The following is a 16,856-nucleotide window of genomic DNA, read 5'->3' on the forward strand; positions in this document are numbered from 1 at the left end:
CACGCGGCAGAAGCCGCGTCAGAGATCGCTGTCGATGCCGGTGACAGCCGGCGGTCCGAGCGGGGCATCTGCGACATTGATGCCCGCTTCCTCCAAGGCCGTCGTGACAAGCCGCGACGCCTCGAGTTCCGCCTCGTAGCGGTCCGCGGCCTTCACTTCGAGACGGACCGAGAACCTGCCGCCCTCATTCAACGTGAGCAGATCCAGGCCCTCGCCCTCGCTCACCTCCGTGTGCCGAGAAGCCAAGCCTCGCTCCAGCGCCGAGCGTGCCGCCTCATCGATGTCGGTGAGGAAGGTGCCAGGGACAGTGATCACGAAGGTGGACATGACGGCTCCTCGCTTGGGCGGTGCTCGTGTGCCCCACCTATTTCCCTGCCCCTCGGGTGACTAATCCACCATCAAACTCGTGGACACGCCATCGGACATACGTCCGTTCGCCGAGCGGACCCTGCACCACCATGTCCCGCATGTCCGGAACCGGGCGCCTCGCCCCCGGTGTCACGAGCGGTTCGATACGTGGCGTGACAAGAGTCGCACCTGTGTGTGCGACCGGTGACGGTTCCATGAGCATGTGGCCCGTGAACTCGGGCTTTACTGCTCGGTAACCCTCACATCAAGCGGATTTCGCTCCTCCGGTTCATTGATCCACTGCGTGCTAGCGTCCCGGATCGCCGGGGGGCCGACACAGCAACGTGAGAGGAATCCCGTGGGTCACATGCACCACATGGCAGGAGGCTGGGCCACTCCGGTCCTGTCGTACGCCATGGCCGCCGTCGGCGCCGCGCTGGGTCTGCGCTGCACCGTGCGCGCCCTGGCAGCCGGGGGGCGGTCCAAGCGGAACTGGCTGATCAGTGCCTCCGTCGCCATCGGCGCCGGCATCTGGACCATGCACTTCATCGCGATGCTCGGCTACACCGTCCAGGGCACCGCGATCCGCTACGACATCCCGCTGACGCTGCTGAGCCTGGTCGTCGCCATCGCCGTCGTCGGCGCGGGCGTCTTCACCGCCGGCTACGGAAAGTCCCGGCCGCGTTCGATCGCGCTGGGCGGCATCGGCACCGGACTCGGCGTCGCCGCGATGCACTACATCGGCATGGCGGCCGCGCAACTCAACGGCTCACTCTCGTACGACCCCGCCCTCGTCGCGGCCTCCGTACTCATCGCGATCGTCGCCGCCTCCGCCGCTCTGTGGGCCGCGCTGTCGGTGCGCGGGCCCGCCGTCGCAGCCGTCGCCTCGCTCGTGATGGGCCTGGCGGTGAGCAGCATGCACTACACCGGCATGGCCGCCGTCACCGTGGACGTACACGCCGGCACCACGCCCCTGGACGGTGCGAGCGCCACCGCCTTCATCCTGCCGCTCGCCGTGGTGCTCGGCTCCTTCCTCTTCTTGACCTGCGCGTTCGTCGCGCTGTCCCCCACGGCGCGTGAGCGCGCCGAGAGCGAGGCCGCGGCCCGTCCGCTGCACGAGGTCGAACTCCCCGTCGCCTGACCGCGACCGGGCGGCCACTTCAGCCCCGCCCGCCTCTCCCCCACCGCGGCACGCCGTCACGTCACGTACGACGGCGCCGCGCGTTCCTTGGGCCCGACGCACCGCGCGCGCCCGCACACTCCTGCACCGCCAAGGAGCCCCTTCGTCATGCCCGCACGCCCTCTGGTGCCCGAACGCTGGCGCCCCAAATCGATCCGCGCCAAAGTCGTCACGCTGCTGACCGTGCCGGTCCTCTCGCTGATGGCGCTGTGGGGACACGCGGCCGTCACCACCGCATCCCAGGTCTCGGCCACCGAGCAGCTCCGCCAGATCAACGCGACCCTGGTACGGCCCGTCGCCCACTTCACCTCCGCGGCGCAGGACGAGCGGGCCGCGGCCCTGAAGTACCAGGCCACGCCCGGCAACGCCGCCCGGGACGAATTCGACGCGGCGCAGGCCCGTACGGACAAGGCCGTCACGGCGCTGCGCGCGGGCGTCCGCTCCAGCAGCACCGACCTCGCGGCCCTCGACGCCGCGCTGCCCGGCCGAGTGCGCTCCCTGCTCACGAGCGCGGGCTCACTCGGTGAGCGGCGCGAGAGCAGCCGCGGCGCCTCCGCCGTGCTCTCCGACTACGGCACGGCCGTCGACCGGGCCTTCGCCGTCCGCTCCAAACTCGCGGGCGCCGACCAGCCCGACCGCGCCTCCACCTCCCGCGCGGTCCTCGAACTGGCCCGTTCCCGCGAGGCGTTGAGCCGCCAGGACGCCGTGCTCGACGCCGCGCGGGCGAGCGGGAGCATGTCGGCGGCCCACTACCGTACGTTCGTCGGCGCCGTCGCCGAGCAGCGTGCCTTCGCCGACGCGGCGGTTGCCGACCTGCGGGCCGAGGACGCCACCGCCTATCGCAAGGTGCTCGACTCCCCCGCCGCCTCCGAGCTGGCCGCCTCCCAGGACGACATCTCCGCCGCCGGCCCATCCGGCGCCGCCACCGCGGTGACCGCAGCGCGCTGGCACGCGACCGCCGGCCCCACCCTGGCCGGGCTCGCCGACGCCGAGCGGGGCGCGATCGACACGGGCGTCGACGCCAAGCCGTACTCCCTGGCGAACCTGGGCAGTTCCGGCCTCGCCGTACTCCTCGGCCTGGTCGGTGTGATCCTCGCGCTCCTGCTCTCCGTACGCATCGGACGCGGCCTGGTCGCCGACCTGACCGGACTGCGCAACTCCGCGCTGGAACTCGCCGCCCACCGGCTCCCGGCCACCATCCGCCGCATCCACGACGGCGAGGCCCTCGACCTGGAGAAGGAGGCACCGCTCTCCCGCGACCCGGTCCGGGACGAGGTCGGGCAGGTCGGCGCGGCCCTGACCACCGTGCAGCGCGCCGCCCTGCGCGCCGTGGCGGGCCGCGCCGCCGTGCTGACGGGAATCTCCGGCGTGTACGTCAGCCTCGCCCGCCGCAGCCAACTGCTGCTGCACCGGCAGCTGGAACTCCTGGACACCATGGAGCGCCGCACCGAGAACCCCACCGACCTGGAGGACCTCTTCCGCCTGGACCACCTGACGACGCGGATGCGCCGCCACGCCGAGTCCCTGCTGATTCTCTCCGGCTCCGCGCCCGGCCGCGCCTGGCGCACCCCCGTCCCGCTGATCGACGCCGTGCGCGCGGGCATCGCGGAGACCGAGGACATCGAGCGCGTCCACCTGGACGACATCCCCGACCTGCGTCTGGCGGGCACAGCGGTCGCCGACCTCGTCCACCTCGTCGCCGAACTCACCGAGAACGCCGCCGTGTACTCGCCGCCGCACACCCCCGTGGTGGTGCGCGCCCAGGAGGTCGGCGCGGGCTGCGTCCTGGAGATCGAGGACCGCGGGCTCGGCATGGGCGACGAGGCACTCGCCGCGGCCAACGAGAAGATCCAGGCCGCGGACGTCGACCTGCTCGACTCGCGCCAGCTGGGCCTGTTCGTCGTCAACCGCCTCGCCCAACGCCAGCACATCGAGGTGACGCTGCGCCGCTCGGTCTACGGCGGCATCACCGCCCTCATCTTCCTCCCGCAGCAGCTCCTGGAGGCCCCGCACCCGGGCCTGCGCCCCCTGCCGCAGCCGCCCCGGGCGGAGGAAACCAGCCCCGCACCGGCCCCCGTACCGTCCCTGACGCGCATCCCCGCCCAGCGCGAGCGCAACCAACTCCCCGCCCGCGCCCGGCACGCCGCACCCCAGCAGCCCCAAACCCCACCCGCCCCCACCGCGCACCCCGCCCCGACGCCAGACGAAGAGGACCAACTACCGCGCCGGGTACGCCAGGCCAGCCTCGCGCCCGAACTGCGCCAGGACCAGGACGCGGGCCAAGACCCCGCCCCAGGCCCGCGCCTGCGCTCCCCGGAAGCCGCCCGCGCCACGATGGCGTCACTGCGCTCCGGCCGACGCCGCGCCTCGGCCACCCGCGACGCCCCGCCCCGCCCCACCACCCCGGGTCCCGAGGCCCACCACCACACAGCGAACGACGAAGGGTCCCACGACCGATGACGCCGACCTACTCCGTCACCACCATGGGCCAACAGGACGACGACCACGGCGCGGGCGGCATCGACTGGCTCCTGGACGACCTCGTCGACCGCGTCGCGGAGGTGCGGCACGCGGTGATGCTCTCCACCGACGGCCTGTGCGTCGGCGCCTCGCAGGCGATGGGCCGCGAGGAGTCCGAGCGCTTTGCCGCCATCGCCTCCGGCTTCCACTCCCTGGCCAAGGGGGCGGGCCGGCACTTCGACGCGGGCGGCGTCGTGCAGACCATGGTCGAACTGCAGGGCGGCTTCCTCTTCGTGGTCGCCGCCGGAGACGGCTCCTGCATCGCCGTGTTCACCGACGGACACGCCGACATCGGCCTGGTCGCCTACGAGATGGCCCTGCTGGTCGACCGGGTGCGCGAACACCTCACGGTGCCCGTACGGTCGGACGGCGCCCCGACACCGGACGGCGAGGCCTCATGACGGACCAGCCCCCCAACCACCGCCCGGGCGGCCCGGGTGAGCGTTCCGCCGAGGCCTGGACCGACCGCTACGACGCCGATGCCGGGCCCCTGGTCCGCCTCTACGCCATGACCGCAGGCCGCGCCCGCACGGACAACGGCGCCGAGCGCGTCGGCCTCATGGCGATCGTCCGGCCCACCGCGACCACCCCGCGCGGCCCGCTCCCGCCCGAACAGCGCGCGCTGCTGGCCCTGTGCGCCCAGGGCCCGAGCCCTGTCGCGGACCTCGCATCGGACTCGGGGCTGCCCCTTGGTGTCGTACGCGTCCTGCTCGGCGACCTCACGGCCCAAGGACTGATCCACATCACCCCGCCCGCGTCCACCGCCGACGCTGCCGCCTCCGGGACAGAACATCCTCCCGCCCACCTCCTGCGAGAAGTGATCAATGGCCTCCGCGCACTCTGACCGCACGCGGCAATCGGCGCCCGCCGACTTCACCGCGCTCAAGCTCCTGATCGCCGGCGGCTTCGGCGTCGGCAAGACCACCCTGGTGGAATCGGTCAGCGAGATCCGCCCCCTGCGCACCGAGGAACCCCTGACCGAGGCCTCCCGTCCGGTGGACAGCCTCCAGGGGGTGGCCACCAAGTCCACGACCACGGTCGCCATGGACTTCGGCCGCATCACCCTGCGCGACAACCTCGCCCTGTACCTGTTCGGCACGCCCGGCCAGGACCGGTTCTGGTTCGTGTGGGACGAGTTGGCCACGGGCTGCCTCGGCGCGGTCGTCCTCGCCGACACCCGTCGGCTCGCGGACTGCTTTCCCGCCGTGGACTACTTCGAGAGCCGCGGCATCCCGTTCATCGTCGCGGTGAACTGTTTCGACGGGATCCGCAGCCACACCCCCGACGCGGTGGCCCGCGCGCTGGACCTCAACCCGGACACACCCGTCCTGCTCTGCGACGTACGCGAGAGGGAGTCCGGCAAAGAGGTCCTGATCTGTCTGGTCGAGCACGTCCTGAGCCGGGAACTGGTCGCCCGCTGACGCCGATGCCGACCGCCGGCCGTCAGTAGCGGTGGCCCGGCCAGTGCGGATCGTTCCAACGATCCTCGTCGGCGAGGCCGAGCAACCGTATCCGGTGCCGCAGATCCTCCGATGCGCCCGACTCCCGCAGCCGCGTCGCAGCGTGGCCGAGCAGCCACGCGACCAGGTCGGCGCGGATCTTCTCCTCGTCATGCTCGTACCAGTTCACGTACCACGGCAGGCTCTCGCCCAGCAGCTCGTACGCCCACTCGGCGGCCGCCTCGGTGAGGCGTCGGTCGCTGAGGTTCCCGGTCTGCTCCTCCCAGTCGGCCAGCCACGGTGTGACCGTTCCGGACGCCTCGACACACATCGCGAAGACCTGGTGCGCGGGAACGGCCGCCTCCGGATCGGTGAGGCTGGCGACCCACCAGGCGTGCAGGAACTCGCGTACCGGAGCGGCGTGGTCATCGGGCCACTGCTGCCATCGTGCGCGAGCGAAGGAGTCTCCCGCCTCCTCCAGGCCGAACAAGGCCTCCGCACGACCGGCCACCAGGGTCCTTGCGAACTGCGGCAGGACGCGGCGCAGCACGGCCGCGTGATCGCTCCAGTCGGTGGCCTGCCAGGCCCTGCGCAGCAGGTCCGGATCCAGTTCCACATCCGGCGTCTTCAGGAGTGCGAGTTCTTCCGGACTGCCCCAGTGGCATTCGCAGTTGTGTTCATCCGGGCGTGCGGTCATGCCGCGGAAGGTGACCGTGAGATTGTCCAGGGCGGCACGAAGACGGCGGGCAGCGGGACGGTCGTCGAGATGCAAGATGTACTCGTCCTTCGAGGACTCCGTACGGCTTCAGCCGGCCGAAGATCGTCACGTTACCCGGTGGGGCCGGGCCGCGCACCGGAATTCGCTGGCGATGGTGCGGATCATCGCGGCTGCCCCGGTTCACGAGGACGACTTGGTCCTCGCCACGTAGTAGAGGTTTATGGGGTCCCCTTCCACCGACCGCGTCTGGATGTCGGTGAAGCCGGCCTCGCCGAGCATGCGGCGGGCGGTCTGCTCGCCCCACATCGTGCCCAGGCCCGCTCCGCCGGCGCCCAGAGATGTGGTCATGCAGTAGAAGACCGAGAAGCCGAAGAGGGCAGGCGCGAAGGGGTGGTCGAGGTTCTCCTCCAGATTGCTGGACGCGGCGATGTCGCCCATCAGGAAGGTGCCTCCCTCGCGCAGGCAGGCGGCGACGGCGTTCAGGGTCTCCTGCGGCCGGGCCAGGTCGTGGATGACGTCGAAGGCGGTCACCAGGTCGTAGCGTCCGGTGATCTGCGTCGAGTCGCCGACCGTGAAGTGGACGTTGTCCAGGGCGAGCCGCGCGCTCTCCTCGCGTGCCGCCTCGATGCCTTCCTCGGACTGGTCGAGGCCGTGCAAGAGGCTGCGGGGGAACGCCTGGGCCAGGACCAAGGGCGCGTGCCCCTGTCCGGTGCCGACATCAAGGGCGTCGATGCCGTCGCGCAGTCGCTCGGGCAGGCCGGGCACCAGCGGGATGATCCGCTCGACGAGAGCCGCGTCGTACACCCGGCCCGTCTCCAGGGCCTGCAGCGCCTGGAAGCGGGGGTATGCGGAGTACGGGACGCCTCCGCCGTGCCGGAAGGCCTCGATGACCTGCTGTTCCACCTCGCCCATCAACGCGATGTAGGGCGTCATGCCGGCGAGGTTGTCGGGGCCCGCGGCTTCGGTCAACGAGGCGGCGTGTTCCGGCGGCAGCACGTACAGCGCTCCCTCCGGGTCGTACTCGACGAACCCGCCGACGACCATGCCGCCCAGCCACTCGCGGACGTACCGTTCGTCGAGGTCCGCCGCCTTGGCGATGTCATCGCTCGTGGAGGGCGGCAGCGTGCTCATCGTGTCGTACAGGCCGGTCTGGTGGCCGGCGCTGACGAGGAGGGCCAGCACGCCCTTGTTGAGTACGTCGACCATGAGGCCGGCGAATTCCTCCTGCCGTGCGGGATCCAGTGTCATGGTCCCTCCTCAGAGCAACATCACACTCGCCCCCATGCACCAAGTTACGCCTCTTTCGGTGGCCGGGCCGGACCGGGACAGCAGATGCCTGCACACGGTGATCGGGTGGCGACCATCAGCTACTTCCCTCGCCCCTCGCTGCCCTCACATCCGGGCGGCCCCCGACTTGATGGCCTCGCGTATCCGGGCATAGGTGCCGCAGCGGCAGATGTTGCGGATTCCGTCGAGGTCGGCCTCGCTGATCTCGCGGCCTTCCTCCGCGGCACGGCGGACCAGTGCGACGGCGGCCATGATCTGGCCCGGCTGGCAGTAGCCGCACTGGGCCACGTCGTGGTCGAGCCAGGCTTCCTGCATGGGGTGCAGGTCCTTGCCCACCGTGGCCGGCAGTCCTTCGATCGTGGTGACCTCATCGGTGGGCCGCAGGTCGCCGATCGGGATCGCGCAGGGGTTGACCGCCTTGCCGTTGACGTGGCTGGTGCACGCCTTGCAGACGTTGATGCCGCAGCCGTACTTGGGGCCGGTGACACCGAGGACGTCGCGCAGCACCCACAACAGTCGTTCGTCGTCGGCGATGTCGACGGTGACCTGCTCGCCGTTGAGGCGGAAGGTGTGCTGGGGCACGAGGGCTCCTTACATCAGGGGCGAGGGTTGGCGGAAGGCGGCGCGTCAGAACGCGTGGTCCAGGCCGTCGGTCGGGGACGGAGGGATGGGCGGGGTCGTCGGCTTGGGTTCGAAGGAGAGCGTGGCGTGGTTGATGGGGAAGGTGGTGGGCATGGCGCCGGTGGCACGGCCGTATGCGCAGGCGACCGCGGCCATGGCTGCCGAGACACCCAACTCCCCTGCTCCGCCCGGCTTTTCGCCGGTGTCCGGCATGATGATGATCTTCAGTTCGGGTGGCGTGTTCCACTGTCGCGTGTAGAAGTAGTTGTCCCAGCTGGCCTCCAGGAAGTAGCCGTCGCGCAGGTGCAGGCTGGAGGTCAGGGCCAGGGCGATGCCGTCCATGGCACAGCCCATCATCTGCGCCTCGAGTCCGCGGGGGTTGACCGTGAGTCCGGCGTCCACAGCGAGGACGACCTTGGTGACGCGTGGTCCGGTGACACCGTTGCGGATGGGTCGGTTGACGGTCTCGGGCCGGCAGTCGATCTCCACCAGGACGGCGCTGGTGGCGTGGTACTCGGAGTGGAACGCGATGCCCTGCGCCATGCCGTCCGGCATCGGGCGGCCCCACTGCCCGGCCTCGGCGACCTTCTCCAGTACGGCCTTGGACCGTTTGTCCTTGAGGAAGTCGCGCCGGAAGCGGTAGGGGTCCTTGTCCATCTTCGCGGCCAGCTCGTCGATGAGGAGTTCGCGGGCGCAGGTGGCGTCGGGCGAATAGACGTTGCGCATGCTGCCCGTGTTGAAGCTCTTGTCGGTCTCGTTCAGCAGGCGGCTGTGGACCCCGAAGTTGTAGGGCATGGACTGGGAGAGCTGGAAGAACGTCTCGGAGAACCCGAGGTCGGCCACGGGCAGTTTCGCCGCCATGGCGGTGAGGATCTCCCCGAAGCCGTGGCTGAGGTCGGTGGCCACGCTGGTGTGGCGCTGGCGATAGCTGAGGACGGTGTCACCGAGGTAGGCGATGCGTACGCGGGAGGTGGCCATGGGGTGGGTGCGGCCCTGCCGGGAGTCGTCGGCACGGTGCCACATGAGCTTGACCGGCTTGCCGATCTTCCGGGAGATCTCGACGGCTTCCAGCGCGGCGTCGAAGAACAGTTTGCGCCCGAAGGAGCCGCCGCCCTCGGTGACGTGCACGGTGACCGCACTGAGCGGCAGCCCGAGTCTGGCGGCGATCGTCTCCTTGGCCACGATCGGCGATTTCAGGCTCGACCAGACCTCGGCGCGGTCCGAACGCACGTCGGCGATGGCGCAGTTGGTCTCCAGCGCGCTGTTGCTGCGGAAGTGGAAGGTGAAGCTGCCCTCCACGTACGGGGTCAGCGGCGGCAGCCCGAGCGGCACTTCGGCGGCCTTCAGCTTCTTGAGCACGGAGGCGTCGGACTTGCCCTCCGCCGTTCCCGCCTTCCACGCCACCTTCAGCGCGCGCACGGCGTCGATGCACTGCCCGAAGGTCTTGGCGCGCACCGCCACCCCGGTCGAGATCACCGCGACGTCGGTGACGCCCGGCATGGCGCGGACCTCCCCGGCGTTGGCCACTGACCCGACCTTGCCGTTGATGGTCGGGGGACGGCACACCATGGTCGGGGCGGCGTCCGGGACGCTGAGGTCCATCGCGAACTTCTTGCGCCCGGTGACCGCGTCCAGGGCGTCGATACGGCGCTGGGGTGTGCCGATGACGGTGAACTGCTCTGTGGGCTTGAGCTCGGCGGTGACCTGCTGTGTCCGTACGCCCGCGGCCTTCTCGGCCAGTGCGCCGATGGCGATGTTCTTGCCCCCGGGGCCGGTGACGACTCCCGCTGTGAGGGTGAGGTCGCCGACAGGGGCACCGAGTTCGACCGCCGCGGCCCGCAGCAGCCGTCCGCGTGCGATGGCGGCGGCCACCCGGACCGGCGTGTAGGTGGAGATGGTGGTGTTGGACGCGCCGGTGAGCTGGTTGAAGACGAGCTCCGGTCGCGCGTCGGCCAAGGTGACCCGCACCTGCGCGAGCGGTACGTCCATCTCCTCGGCGATCAGCATGGCCGTCGAGGTGGTGATGCCCTGGCCCACCTCGGCCCGCGGCAGCGCGAAGGAAACGGTGCCGTCGTTGTTGACCTGGACCGTGATCAGGCCGGAGGTCGGCAGGGCCGCCGCCGTCATCACGTCGTTGAGGTCCACCAGTTCGGTGACCTCGGGCGAGGGGATGCCGTCCGCGGGGGCCTGCGCCCTGGCCCGGTCAGCGGGTATGAGTTCGGCGGCGGTCACCAGTGTCGGCGCCGCCAGCACGAAACCCAGGAAGCGGCGTCTGCCCAGGGCGGAGTCCTGCGGGGCTGGTTGTCCGGGCCCGCGATCAGCATCGTTCATCGATGGCCGCCCCCACCCGGCGTGGTGTCCCCGGCAGTTGGCGGGAGGAGTCGGGTCGTGGTCGCGCTGGTGAGCGATGTCATCGTGGTGTCCATGGGTGGGGCTCGGCTCCGGTGGTCGTGGGAGGCAGGGCGGGGGCTGCCTGGGGCGGTGGCGGGAGGGGTGCCACCGCCCCAGGCGTGGATCGACACCCGAGCGCGGCCGGGCCGGATGTCGCGGGCCTTGGGGACGGGCAGGCCTTCAGGAGGGGCGGTTCATGTCCGGGATGTCGATGGAGATGGGCAGGCGGGCTTCGGCGAGGAACAGCAGGACGAACTTGCGGATGGCTTCCTCCAGGGTCCACATGATCCCGGGGATGCCGGGAAGCGGGATCAGCTTTTCGCGGAAGGCCACCAGGAGCGGCCAGGCACCGGCGACCAGGGGCGTCAGGACAGGTTCCTTGGACAGGCCGATCATGTCGCCGACCCGGTCGCCGAGGGTGTAGCGGGAGAACGCGCTGATCAGCGGACGCGTCAGGCCGGCGTCGAGTTCGGCCACGATGTCGAGCAGGACCTTGGTCAGCGCCTTCCCTTCCGTCGTGGCAGCCAGGATCGGGTCGAGGACTTGCTTGGACTGCGCGTCGGCCGCCTCCCAGGTGGCCGGGATGTACTCCTCTCGGACGCCGAGCATGTTCGCGGTCACCTGCCACACGTGCAGATAGGCGTCGGCGTCACCGTCGGAGACCCTGACGCGCCATTCTTTCAGCTTGCGCATGACAAGTGTGGCCAGACTGTGCCAGGTGACCAGAATGTCCGCCTGGCTGATGGGAATCTTCTGGCCGCCGCTGTTCTGCACCCAGGCCGGGGACTGCGGCAGCAGATGCCGTACCGCCGCGTGCACCATCCGCGTCTTCACCGCGGTCACGATCATCGAGCCCTGCGGCTGGTAGGCGTCCAAGTCACCGATGTCGTAGCCGAGCCGCGCCGTCTTGGCGATGCGGTCCTTCATGTCCGCACCGCCCTTGGAGTAATACACGGCCCGCGCCTCCCGGGGAATGGCGGTGCTCATCAGACCGCTGCCGAGGCCGTACAGCGCCCCTACATAGATCCCCTTGGTCTTGCTGAACTGGGCGCCGCGGTCGAGTTCCGCCCGGTCGGCCCAGGACGGCATCCGGCGGGCGTACTCCATGAACTCCCGCAGATCACGCGGCAGTCCGTCCGGGAGCGGCTGATCGTTGCGGGTCCACTGCCGTAACGCCTCGTTGACCTTGGCCACTTCACCGCGGTCGAGGACGGCGGCCAAGACCGGGTCGGCCTCCTTGTCCCACAGCCACTGCGGGTCGACGCCCGCGCCCTTGCCCGCGATCGACGACGCGGGAGACCACGACCACAGGGACCGCGCCCCGGCCGGCGAGGCCATACCAAGAGCCCCGACGGCGCCCAGGGTTCCGCCCGTCAACAACACCTTGCGTCTGCTGAGTTCATCCATCGCTGCGCACTCCTCCTTCATCTGGTGCCCGGCCGGTTGGTGTCGGGGATCTCGATGTGGGTGCCCCTGCCCTTGGTGAGGTAGAACAGGATGTACTGGCGGGCCGCTTCGTCGAGCGTCCAGGCGAGCGGCGGCACCAGCGGCAGGGGGATGAGTTTTTCGCGGAAGGCCACCAGCTTCGGCCAGATGCTTTCCAGGACGCCGTCCCAGAACGGCTCCTTGGGGATGCCGTCCATGTCGGCGACCCGGTCACCGACCAGATAACGGCCGAGCGCGTTGCACAGGGGCCGGTCGATGCCGCCGGGGCTGGTCTGCTCGGCGAGCTGGCCCAGCAGGATGTCGGTCAGTTCGACGCCTTCCCTGGTGGAGGCCAGGATCGGGTCCAGGACCTGTTTGGACTGGGAGTTGGCCGCCTCCCAGCTGACCGGGATGTATTCGTCACGGACACCGAGCATGTGCACGGTCACCTGCCACACGTGCAGGTAGGCAGCGGCGTCGGCGGAGCTGACCGGGACCTTCCACTCAAGGAGCTTCTGCATGGCGTACGTGGCCAGGCTGTGCCAGGTGACCAGGATGTCGGCCTGGCTGATGGGGATCTTCTGGCCGCCGCTGTTGCGCACCCAGGCCGGGGACTGCGGCAGCAGATGGCGCACGGCCGCGTGCACCATGCGGGTCTTGACGGCGTGCACGATGACATCGCCGTCGGGCCGGTAGGCGTTCAGGTCTCCGATGGCGAAACCGAGCAGGCTCGTCTTGGCGACGCGGTCCTCCATGTCGGCGCCGCCCTTGGAGTAGTAGACCGAGCGCGCCTCCCTGGGGATGGCGGTGCTCAGCATGCCGCCGCCCACTCCGTTGAGCAGATTGAGGTAAAAGCCACGGGACTTGTTGAACGCGGCTGCCCGCTCCAGCTTGTCCCAGTCCGCCCACGAGGGCAGTTGGCGCGCCTTTTCCATGAACTCCCGTACATCCCGCGGTAGTCCGGCCGGGGTCGGCTGGTCGTTGCGGGTCCAGGTGCGCAGCAGTTCATTGACCTTGGGCACGTCGCCGCGGTCGATCACGGAGGCGAGCAGCTTGTCGGCCTCCTCGTCCCACACCCACTCGGGGTCAACTCCCGCGCCCTCGCCCGCTATCGAATTGCTCGGGGCCCAGGTCCACAGCGCCCTCGCGCTGGCCGGCGAAGCCGCTCCCAGCGCGCCGACGGCCCCCAGGGCACCACCCGCCGTCAACATCTTGCGTCTACTGAGTCCATCCATTGCTCTGAACTCCTCCATGAGTTCGGCAGCTCTGTGGTTCCGCAGTTCGCTTGGTACGATGAAACGCATTCAGCATCTCTGTATCAACAGGGGAGCACAGACGAGGCTTGAACGCCAGGGGCCGCACGCAATCAGGGAGGCAGAAGTGGAACCTGTCCCGCCGGACCTCACCGGGCCTGTTTCCGGCGCCCCGTCGGCCCTGTCGGTGCTTGAACTCGCGTTCAGCGACGCCACCGACAAAGCCGACGGGGCCGATACGGACGACGACGTGTCCACGCGGCTGCTGGACGCCGCGTACGAACAGTTCTGCCGGATGGGGATCAAGCGCTCCACCATGGCGGACGTGGCACGCCTTGCGGGCGTCTCCCGCATCACCGTCTACCGCCGTTTCGCCACCAAGGAGACGCTGGTCGAGCACGTCGTACGACGCGAATTCCGGCGCTACTTCGACCAGTTCAGCCGCGAGATCCAGGACGCCGAGACCGTCTCCGACCGAGTCGTCCTGGGCTTCGTCAGTTCCCTGCGCGCCATCCGCCACAACCGCCTCATCGGCGGCCTCATGGCCGTCGAGCCCGACGCCGTCACGCTGTCGACCGCCGGCGACGGCGGCCGCACCCTTGCCGTGGTGCAGCAGTTCGTCGCCGAACGCCTCCGCCAGGAACAGCGGGCCGGTCAGGTGGCGGCCGAGGTGGACGTCGAGGTCGTCGCCGAGATGATGGTCCGCGTCTCGGCCTCCTTCCTCGTCATCCCCAGCCAGGTCATCGATGTCGATGACGACGAGCGGATGCGGGCGGTGGCCCGGCAGTACCTCGTGCCCATGCTCGGACCACCACAGCCTGCTCACTCATAGGACCCGCCTGCGCCGGCTGCGTCCCCGGCGGCCAGCACTGAGGAGCAAAGATCGGCCCTGCGACGACAGGCCAAAAAACAATACCTGCCTCCAAGCCCTACGGGATTTCTCGCCGCACCCCGGCCACCAGCGCGACGATCACCGTCGCCGCCCACAGGGTCGGCACCACGGTCCGCCGCAACCGACGAAGCCACACCCAGATGCCACCCCTCGTTCTGCCCGCGTCCTGAGGCTGTCGCCGCTCGGCGCCCAAGGCAACTCCCCGCATCTCCCCACACCACACGCACGCAGCACTACCGCGCGGCGGAGAATCAAGCCCGTAGGCTCCCGCCACCTTCACCCTCGCTTCTTGCTCCGAGTCGTTTTTGTTCATGATCAGCTCAACGACCCATGGCGCACCATGAGATGGCCCCGTCAGGAGGCGAAAAAACGCACACGCCTTCGTGTCTCGACACTCCGCGTCCGTTGACGCCCCGCAGACCTCGGCCGCGGGCCCCGGGCCTCACGCCGGGAGCCGGGACACACGTCGGGCCTTGATCGGGATTTCAAGTGCCGCGTAGCGTCAGGGTGGTGGAGACAACGCAACGGCCCGCCGCCCGGGTCATCTGCCTGGACGCTGCCCATCGCCTGCTTCTTCTGCGCTGGCGCGATCCGTTCGACGGAACCTGGCTCTGGGAGCCTCCCGGTGGCGGCATCGAGGCTGACGAGACCCCGCTGGTGGCGGCACGTCGCGAGCTGGCCGAGGAGACCGGCCTCGACCCGGCGGCCGTTCTGGACCGGTCCGTGCCCGTGGACCGCGATGTGCGGTGGAACGGCAAGCGGTACACGGGCACGGAGCACTTCTTCGTCGCCCGGTTCGCCGAGGACCGGCCACCGCTGGTGCGCACAGGCCTGCTCCCCGACGAGCAGGCCAGCCTGGACACCCACATCTGGATCGCGTGGACGGATCTGGGCTCACTGCCGGACCCCGTCGAGCCGCCGCAGCTACTGACCGTACTCAGGGCGTTGGCGCCGGAGGGCCCGTGGGGTGACCGCTGATAATTCGTTGGCCGGCCAGGGCAACCCCTGCTACTTTTCCGGAGGCCGTGCGAGAGAACGAGGAGGTGGTACCCGTGAACGCAGAAACGACATGGGTGCTCCCCTCCGGGGTCACGGTCGGGCGATAGGTCGTCCGGGAGCGCCGTTCGCGAGCTCCCGAAAGGCACGACCATGCACTTCACTTCCGAACAGCGCCTCGACGACGGCGTACTCGCACGCGAATTCACCCTCGGCGAGATCCCCGGCACCCTGTGGACTCCCGCGTCCGCTCCCGCCCCGCTGGTCCTGATGGCCCACAACAACGGCCTGCCCAAGCGTGACGCCCGGCTCGTGGCCCGGGCCCGGCACACCGCGGCGCACGGCTATGCGGTGGCCACCATCGACGCCGCCGGGTGCGGCGACCGGCCCCGGTCCGCCGCCGAGGAGCAGGTCCGCGCCGACCTTCACCGGGCCATGCAGGCCGGCGAGCCCGTCGACGAGATCTTCGAGTCGCTCGTCGGCCCGCTGGTCGAGAAAGCGGCCCCGGAATGGCAGACCACCTTGGACGCCCTCCTTTCACTGCCCGAGATCGACGGCCCGGTCGGGTACTCGGGGTGGACCGCCCTGGGCATCCGGCTCACGGCGATCGAGCCACGCATCGCGGCCGCCGGCTTCTTCGCCGGGGGCTACGTGCCGCACGCCCAGCGCGAAGAGGCCCGGCAGGTCACCATCCCGCTGCTCCTTCTGCTGCAGTGGGACGACGAAGGCAACCCGCGGCAGCGGGCCCTGGACCTGTTCGACGCCTTCGGCACCAAGGAGAAGACGCTGCACGCCAACCTGGGCGGGCACACCGGCACCCCGTGGTTCGAGCTGGAGGACGGGGGCCGCTTCTTCGACCGGCACCTGAAGTAGGGCGACGAAGCCGCGCCGCCACCGTCAAAACGTCCCAGTTGAGCGTCGCAATGCATCGGTTGACGCCCTCTCGCGTCAGACCGCCGGTGCGAAGGCCGTAATGGTGGCGGCAAGGCCGGCCGGAGCTTCCAGCGGGATCAGGTGACCGGTGGCCGGAATCACCATGAACTCGGCTTGGGAGAGATAGGGCACCAAGTTGTCGCGGAGCACCTCGACGGGCTCGACACGGTCGTTCTGCCCCGCGACGACGAGGGCGGGAACGCTGACCCTGCGGGTATGTTCGGTGATGTCCTCCGCGATGCCGCGCAGCGGCCACTCGGTACGTCCGGCGTCGGCTCCGGCTCGCGAATCGGTCACGATCTGCGCCTTGAGCGACGCGGGCAGCTCGGTCGCGGTGAGGACGTGGTCCCGTGCCCCCACCACGGACTCCTCGGAGTCGTAGGCGTGGGAAAGGGTTTCCCGGTACTCGGGAGTGATCTGCGCGGCGGGCCTCGCCGGACCGGAGCCGACGAGAACAATGCCATGCAGGCCCGGGGGCCGGGTCGCCGCGACCAGTTGCGCGACCTTGCCTCCCATCGAATGCCCGACGAGTACGTAGTCGGTGATGCCCGCGTCGGCGAGTACGGCGAGCGTGTCGTCGGCGAGCTGACCGAGTGTGTAGGGGCCGGGCAGAGCGCGCGACCGGCTCCACCCGCGGAAGTCGACCGTGAGCACGTCACGGCCCGCGAGACGGTCGACGACGAGATCCCAGGTGCGGGCGGAACCACCCCAGTAGTGCAGGAACACCAAGGTCGGACCGGCGCCCGGCCGATGGTCGTAAGCGGGCAACGACGTCGACGGCGTCGTGTTCATCATGGCTCTCCTGGTCACTTGTGACGGGTGATTTCCCTGTGCGTCCATGGAAACTTGTGCG

16 protein-coding genes are annotated in these 16,856 nt (G+C 70.0%); 8 read left to right on the forward strand and 8 right to left on the reverse strand.

Annotated features, from left to right (window positions below):
* Window positions 1–18: 18 nt before the first annotated feature.
* A complete protein-coding gene (locus ACWFRU_RS29470; protein ID WP_453691145.1) occupies window positions 19–327 on the reverse strand; it encodes a hypothetical protein in 309 nt (102 codons plus the stop codon).
* Between the two features lie 379 nt (window positions 328–706).
* On the opposite strand from ACWFRU_RS29470, the gene ACWFRU_RS29475 reads away from it, so the two are divergent.
* The 5 genes from ACWFRU_RS29475 (at window position 707) to ACWFRU_RS29495 (ending at window position 5,469) form a co-directional block, all read left to right on the forward strand.
* Window positions 707–1,489 (forward strand): MHYT domain-containing protein, encoded by a 783-nt coding sequence (locus ACWFRU_RS29475; protein WP_453691146.1) that lies wholly within the window; start codon window positions 707–709, stop codon window positions 1,487–1,489.
* Window positions 1,490–1,636: 147 nt separating this feature from the next.
* Window positions 1,637–3,988 (forward strand): nitrate- and nitrite sensing domain-containing protein, encoded by a 2,352-nt coding sequence (locus ACWFRU_RS29480; RefSeq protein WP_453691147.1) that lies wholly within the window; start codon window positions 1,637–1,639, stop codon window positions 3,986–3,988.
* Window positions 3,985–4,449: a roadblock/LC7 domain-containing protein gene (locus ACWFRU_RS29485; RefSeq protein ID WP_453691148.1), complete on the forward strand. Its 465-nt coding sequence runs from the start codon at window positions 3,985–3,987 to the stop codon at window positions 4,447–4,449. The genes ACWFRU_RS29480 and ACWFRU_RS29485 overlap by 4 nt, the downstream gene beginning before the upstream one ends.
* Window positions 4,446–4,892, forward strand: coding sequence for a DUF742 domain-containing protein (locus ACWFRU_RS29490; protein WP_453691149.1), 447 nt, complete (start codon window positions 4,446–4,448; stop codon window positions 4,890–4,892). The genes ACWFRU_RS29485 and ACWFRU_RS29490 overlap by 4 nt, the downstream gene beginning before the upstream one ends.
* Window positions 4,873–5,469, forward strand: coding sequence for a GTP-binding protein (locus ACWFRU_RS29495; RefSeq protein WP_453691150.1), 597 nt, complete (start codon window positions 4,873–4,875; stop codon window positions 5,467–5,469). Before ACWFRU_RS29490 ends, ACWFRU_RS29495 begins: the two co-directional genes overlap by 20 nt.
* 22 nt (window positions 5,470–5,491) lie before the next feature.
* On the opposite strand, the gene ACWFRU_RS29500 is transcribed toward ACWFRU_RS29495, so the two are convergent.
* The 6 genes from ACWFRU_RS29500 to ACWFRU_RS29525 form a co-directional block, all read right to left on the reverse strand.
* On the reverse strand, window positions 5,492–6,259 hold the full coding sequence (locus tag ACWFRU_RS29500; RefSeq protein WP_453691151.1) for a hypothetical protein: 768 nt from the start codon (window positions 6,257–6,259) through the stop codon (window positions 5,492–5,494).
* A gap of 126 nt (window positions 6,260–6,385) precedes the next feature.
* Window positions 6,386–7,453, reverse strand: coding sequence for a class I SAM-dependent methyltransferase (locus tag ACWFRU_RS29505; protein WP_453691152.1), 1,068 nt, complete (start codon window positions 7,451–7,453; stop codon window positions 6,386–6,388).
* Window positions 7,454–7,597: 144 nt separating this feature from the next.
* A complete protein-coding gene (locus tag ACWFRU_RS29510; RefSeq protein ID WP_453691153.1) occupies window positions 7,598–8,074 on the reverse strand; it encodes a (2Fe-2S)-binding protein in 477 nt (158 codons plus the stop codon).
* A gap of 45 nt (window positions 8,075–8,119) precedes the next feature.
* Window positions 8,120–10,444, reverse strand: a complete 2,325-nt coding sequence (locus ACWFRU_RS29515) for a molybdopterin cofactor-binding domain-containing protein (RefSeq protein WP_453691154.1) — start codon at window positions 10,442–10,444, stop codon at window positions 8,120–8,122.
* 240 nt (window positions 10,445–10,684) lie between these two features.
* On the reverse strand, window positions 10,685–11,911 hold the full coding sequence (locus tag ACWFRU_RS29520; RefSeq protein WP_453691155.1) for an oxygenase MpaB family protein: 1,227 nt from the start codon (window positions 11,909–11,911) through the stop codon (window positions 10,685–10,687).
* 17 nt (window positions 11,912–11,928) lie between these two features.
* Complete coding sequence (locus ACWFRU_RS29525; protein ID WP_453691156.1) at window positions 11,929–13,164, reverse strand: oxygenase MpaB family protein; 1,236 nt, start codon at window positions 13,162–13,164, stop codon at window positions 11,929–11,931.
* Between the two features lie 145 nt (window positions 13,165–13,309).
* Here ACWFRU_RS29525 and ACWFRU_RS29530 point away from each other — a divergent pair, with 145 nt between their 5' ends.
* The 3 genes from ACWFRU_RS29530 (at window position 13,310) to ACWFRU_RS29540 (ending at window position 15,943) form a co-directional block, all read left to right on the forward strand.
* Window positions 13,310–14,014, forward strand: coding sequence for a TetR/AcrR family transcriptional regulator (locus tag ACWFRU_RS29530; RefSeq protein ID WP_453691157.1), 705 nt, complete (start codon window positions 13,310–13,312; stop codon window positions 14,012–14,014).
* A gap of 570 nt (window positions 14,015–14,584) precedes the next feature.
* Window positions 14,585–15,052, forward strand: a complete 468-nt coding sequence (locus ACWFRU_RS29535) for an NUDIX hydrolase (protein WP_453691158.1) — start codon at window positions 14,585–14,587, stop codon at window positions 15,050–15,052.
* Between the two features lie 171 nt (window positions 15,053–15,223).
* Window positions 15,224–15,943, forward strand: a complete 720-nt coding sequence (locus ACWFRU_RS29540; protein WP_453691159.1) for a dienelactone hydrolase family protein — start codon at window positions 15,224–15,226, stop codon at window positions 15,941–15,943.
* Window positions 15,944–16,018: 75 nt separating this feature from the next.
* Here ACWFRU_RS29540 and ACWFRU_RS29545 read toward each other — a convergent pair whose 3' ends face one another.
* Entirely contained in the window at window positions 16,019–16,795 is a 777-nt protein-coding gene (locus ACWFRU_RS29545; protein WP_453691193.1) for an alpha/beta fold hydrolase, read from the reverse strand.
* Window positions 16,796–16,856 lie beyond the last annotated feature (61 nt).

The sequence above is a fragment of the Streptomyces sp. NPDC055099 genome (assembly GCF_053607685.1).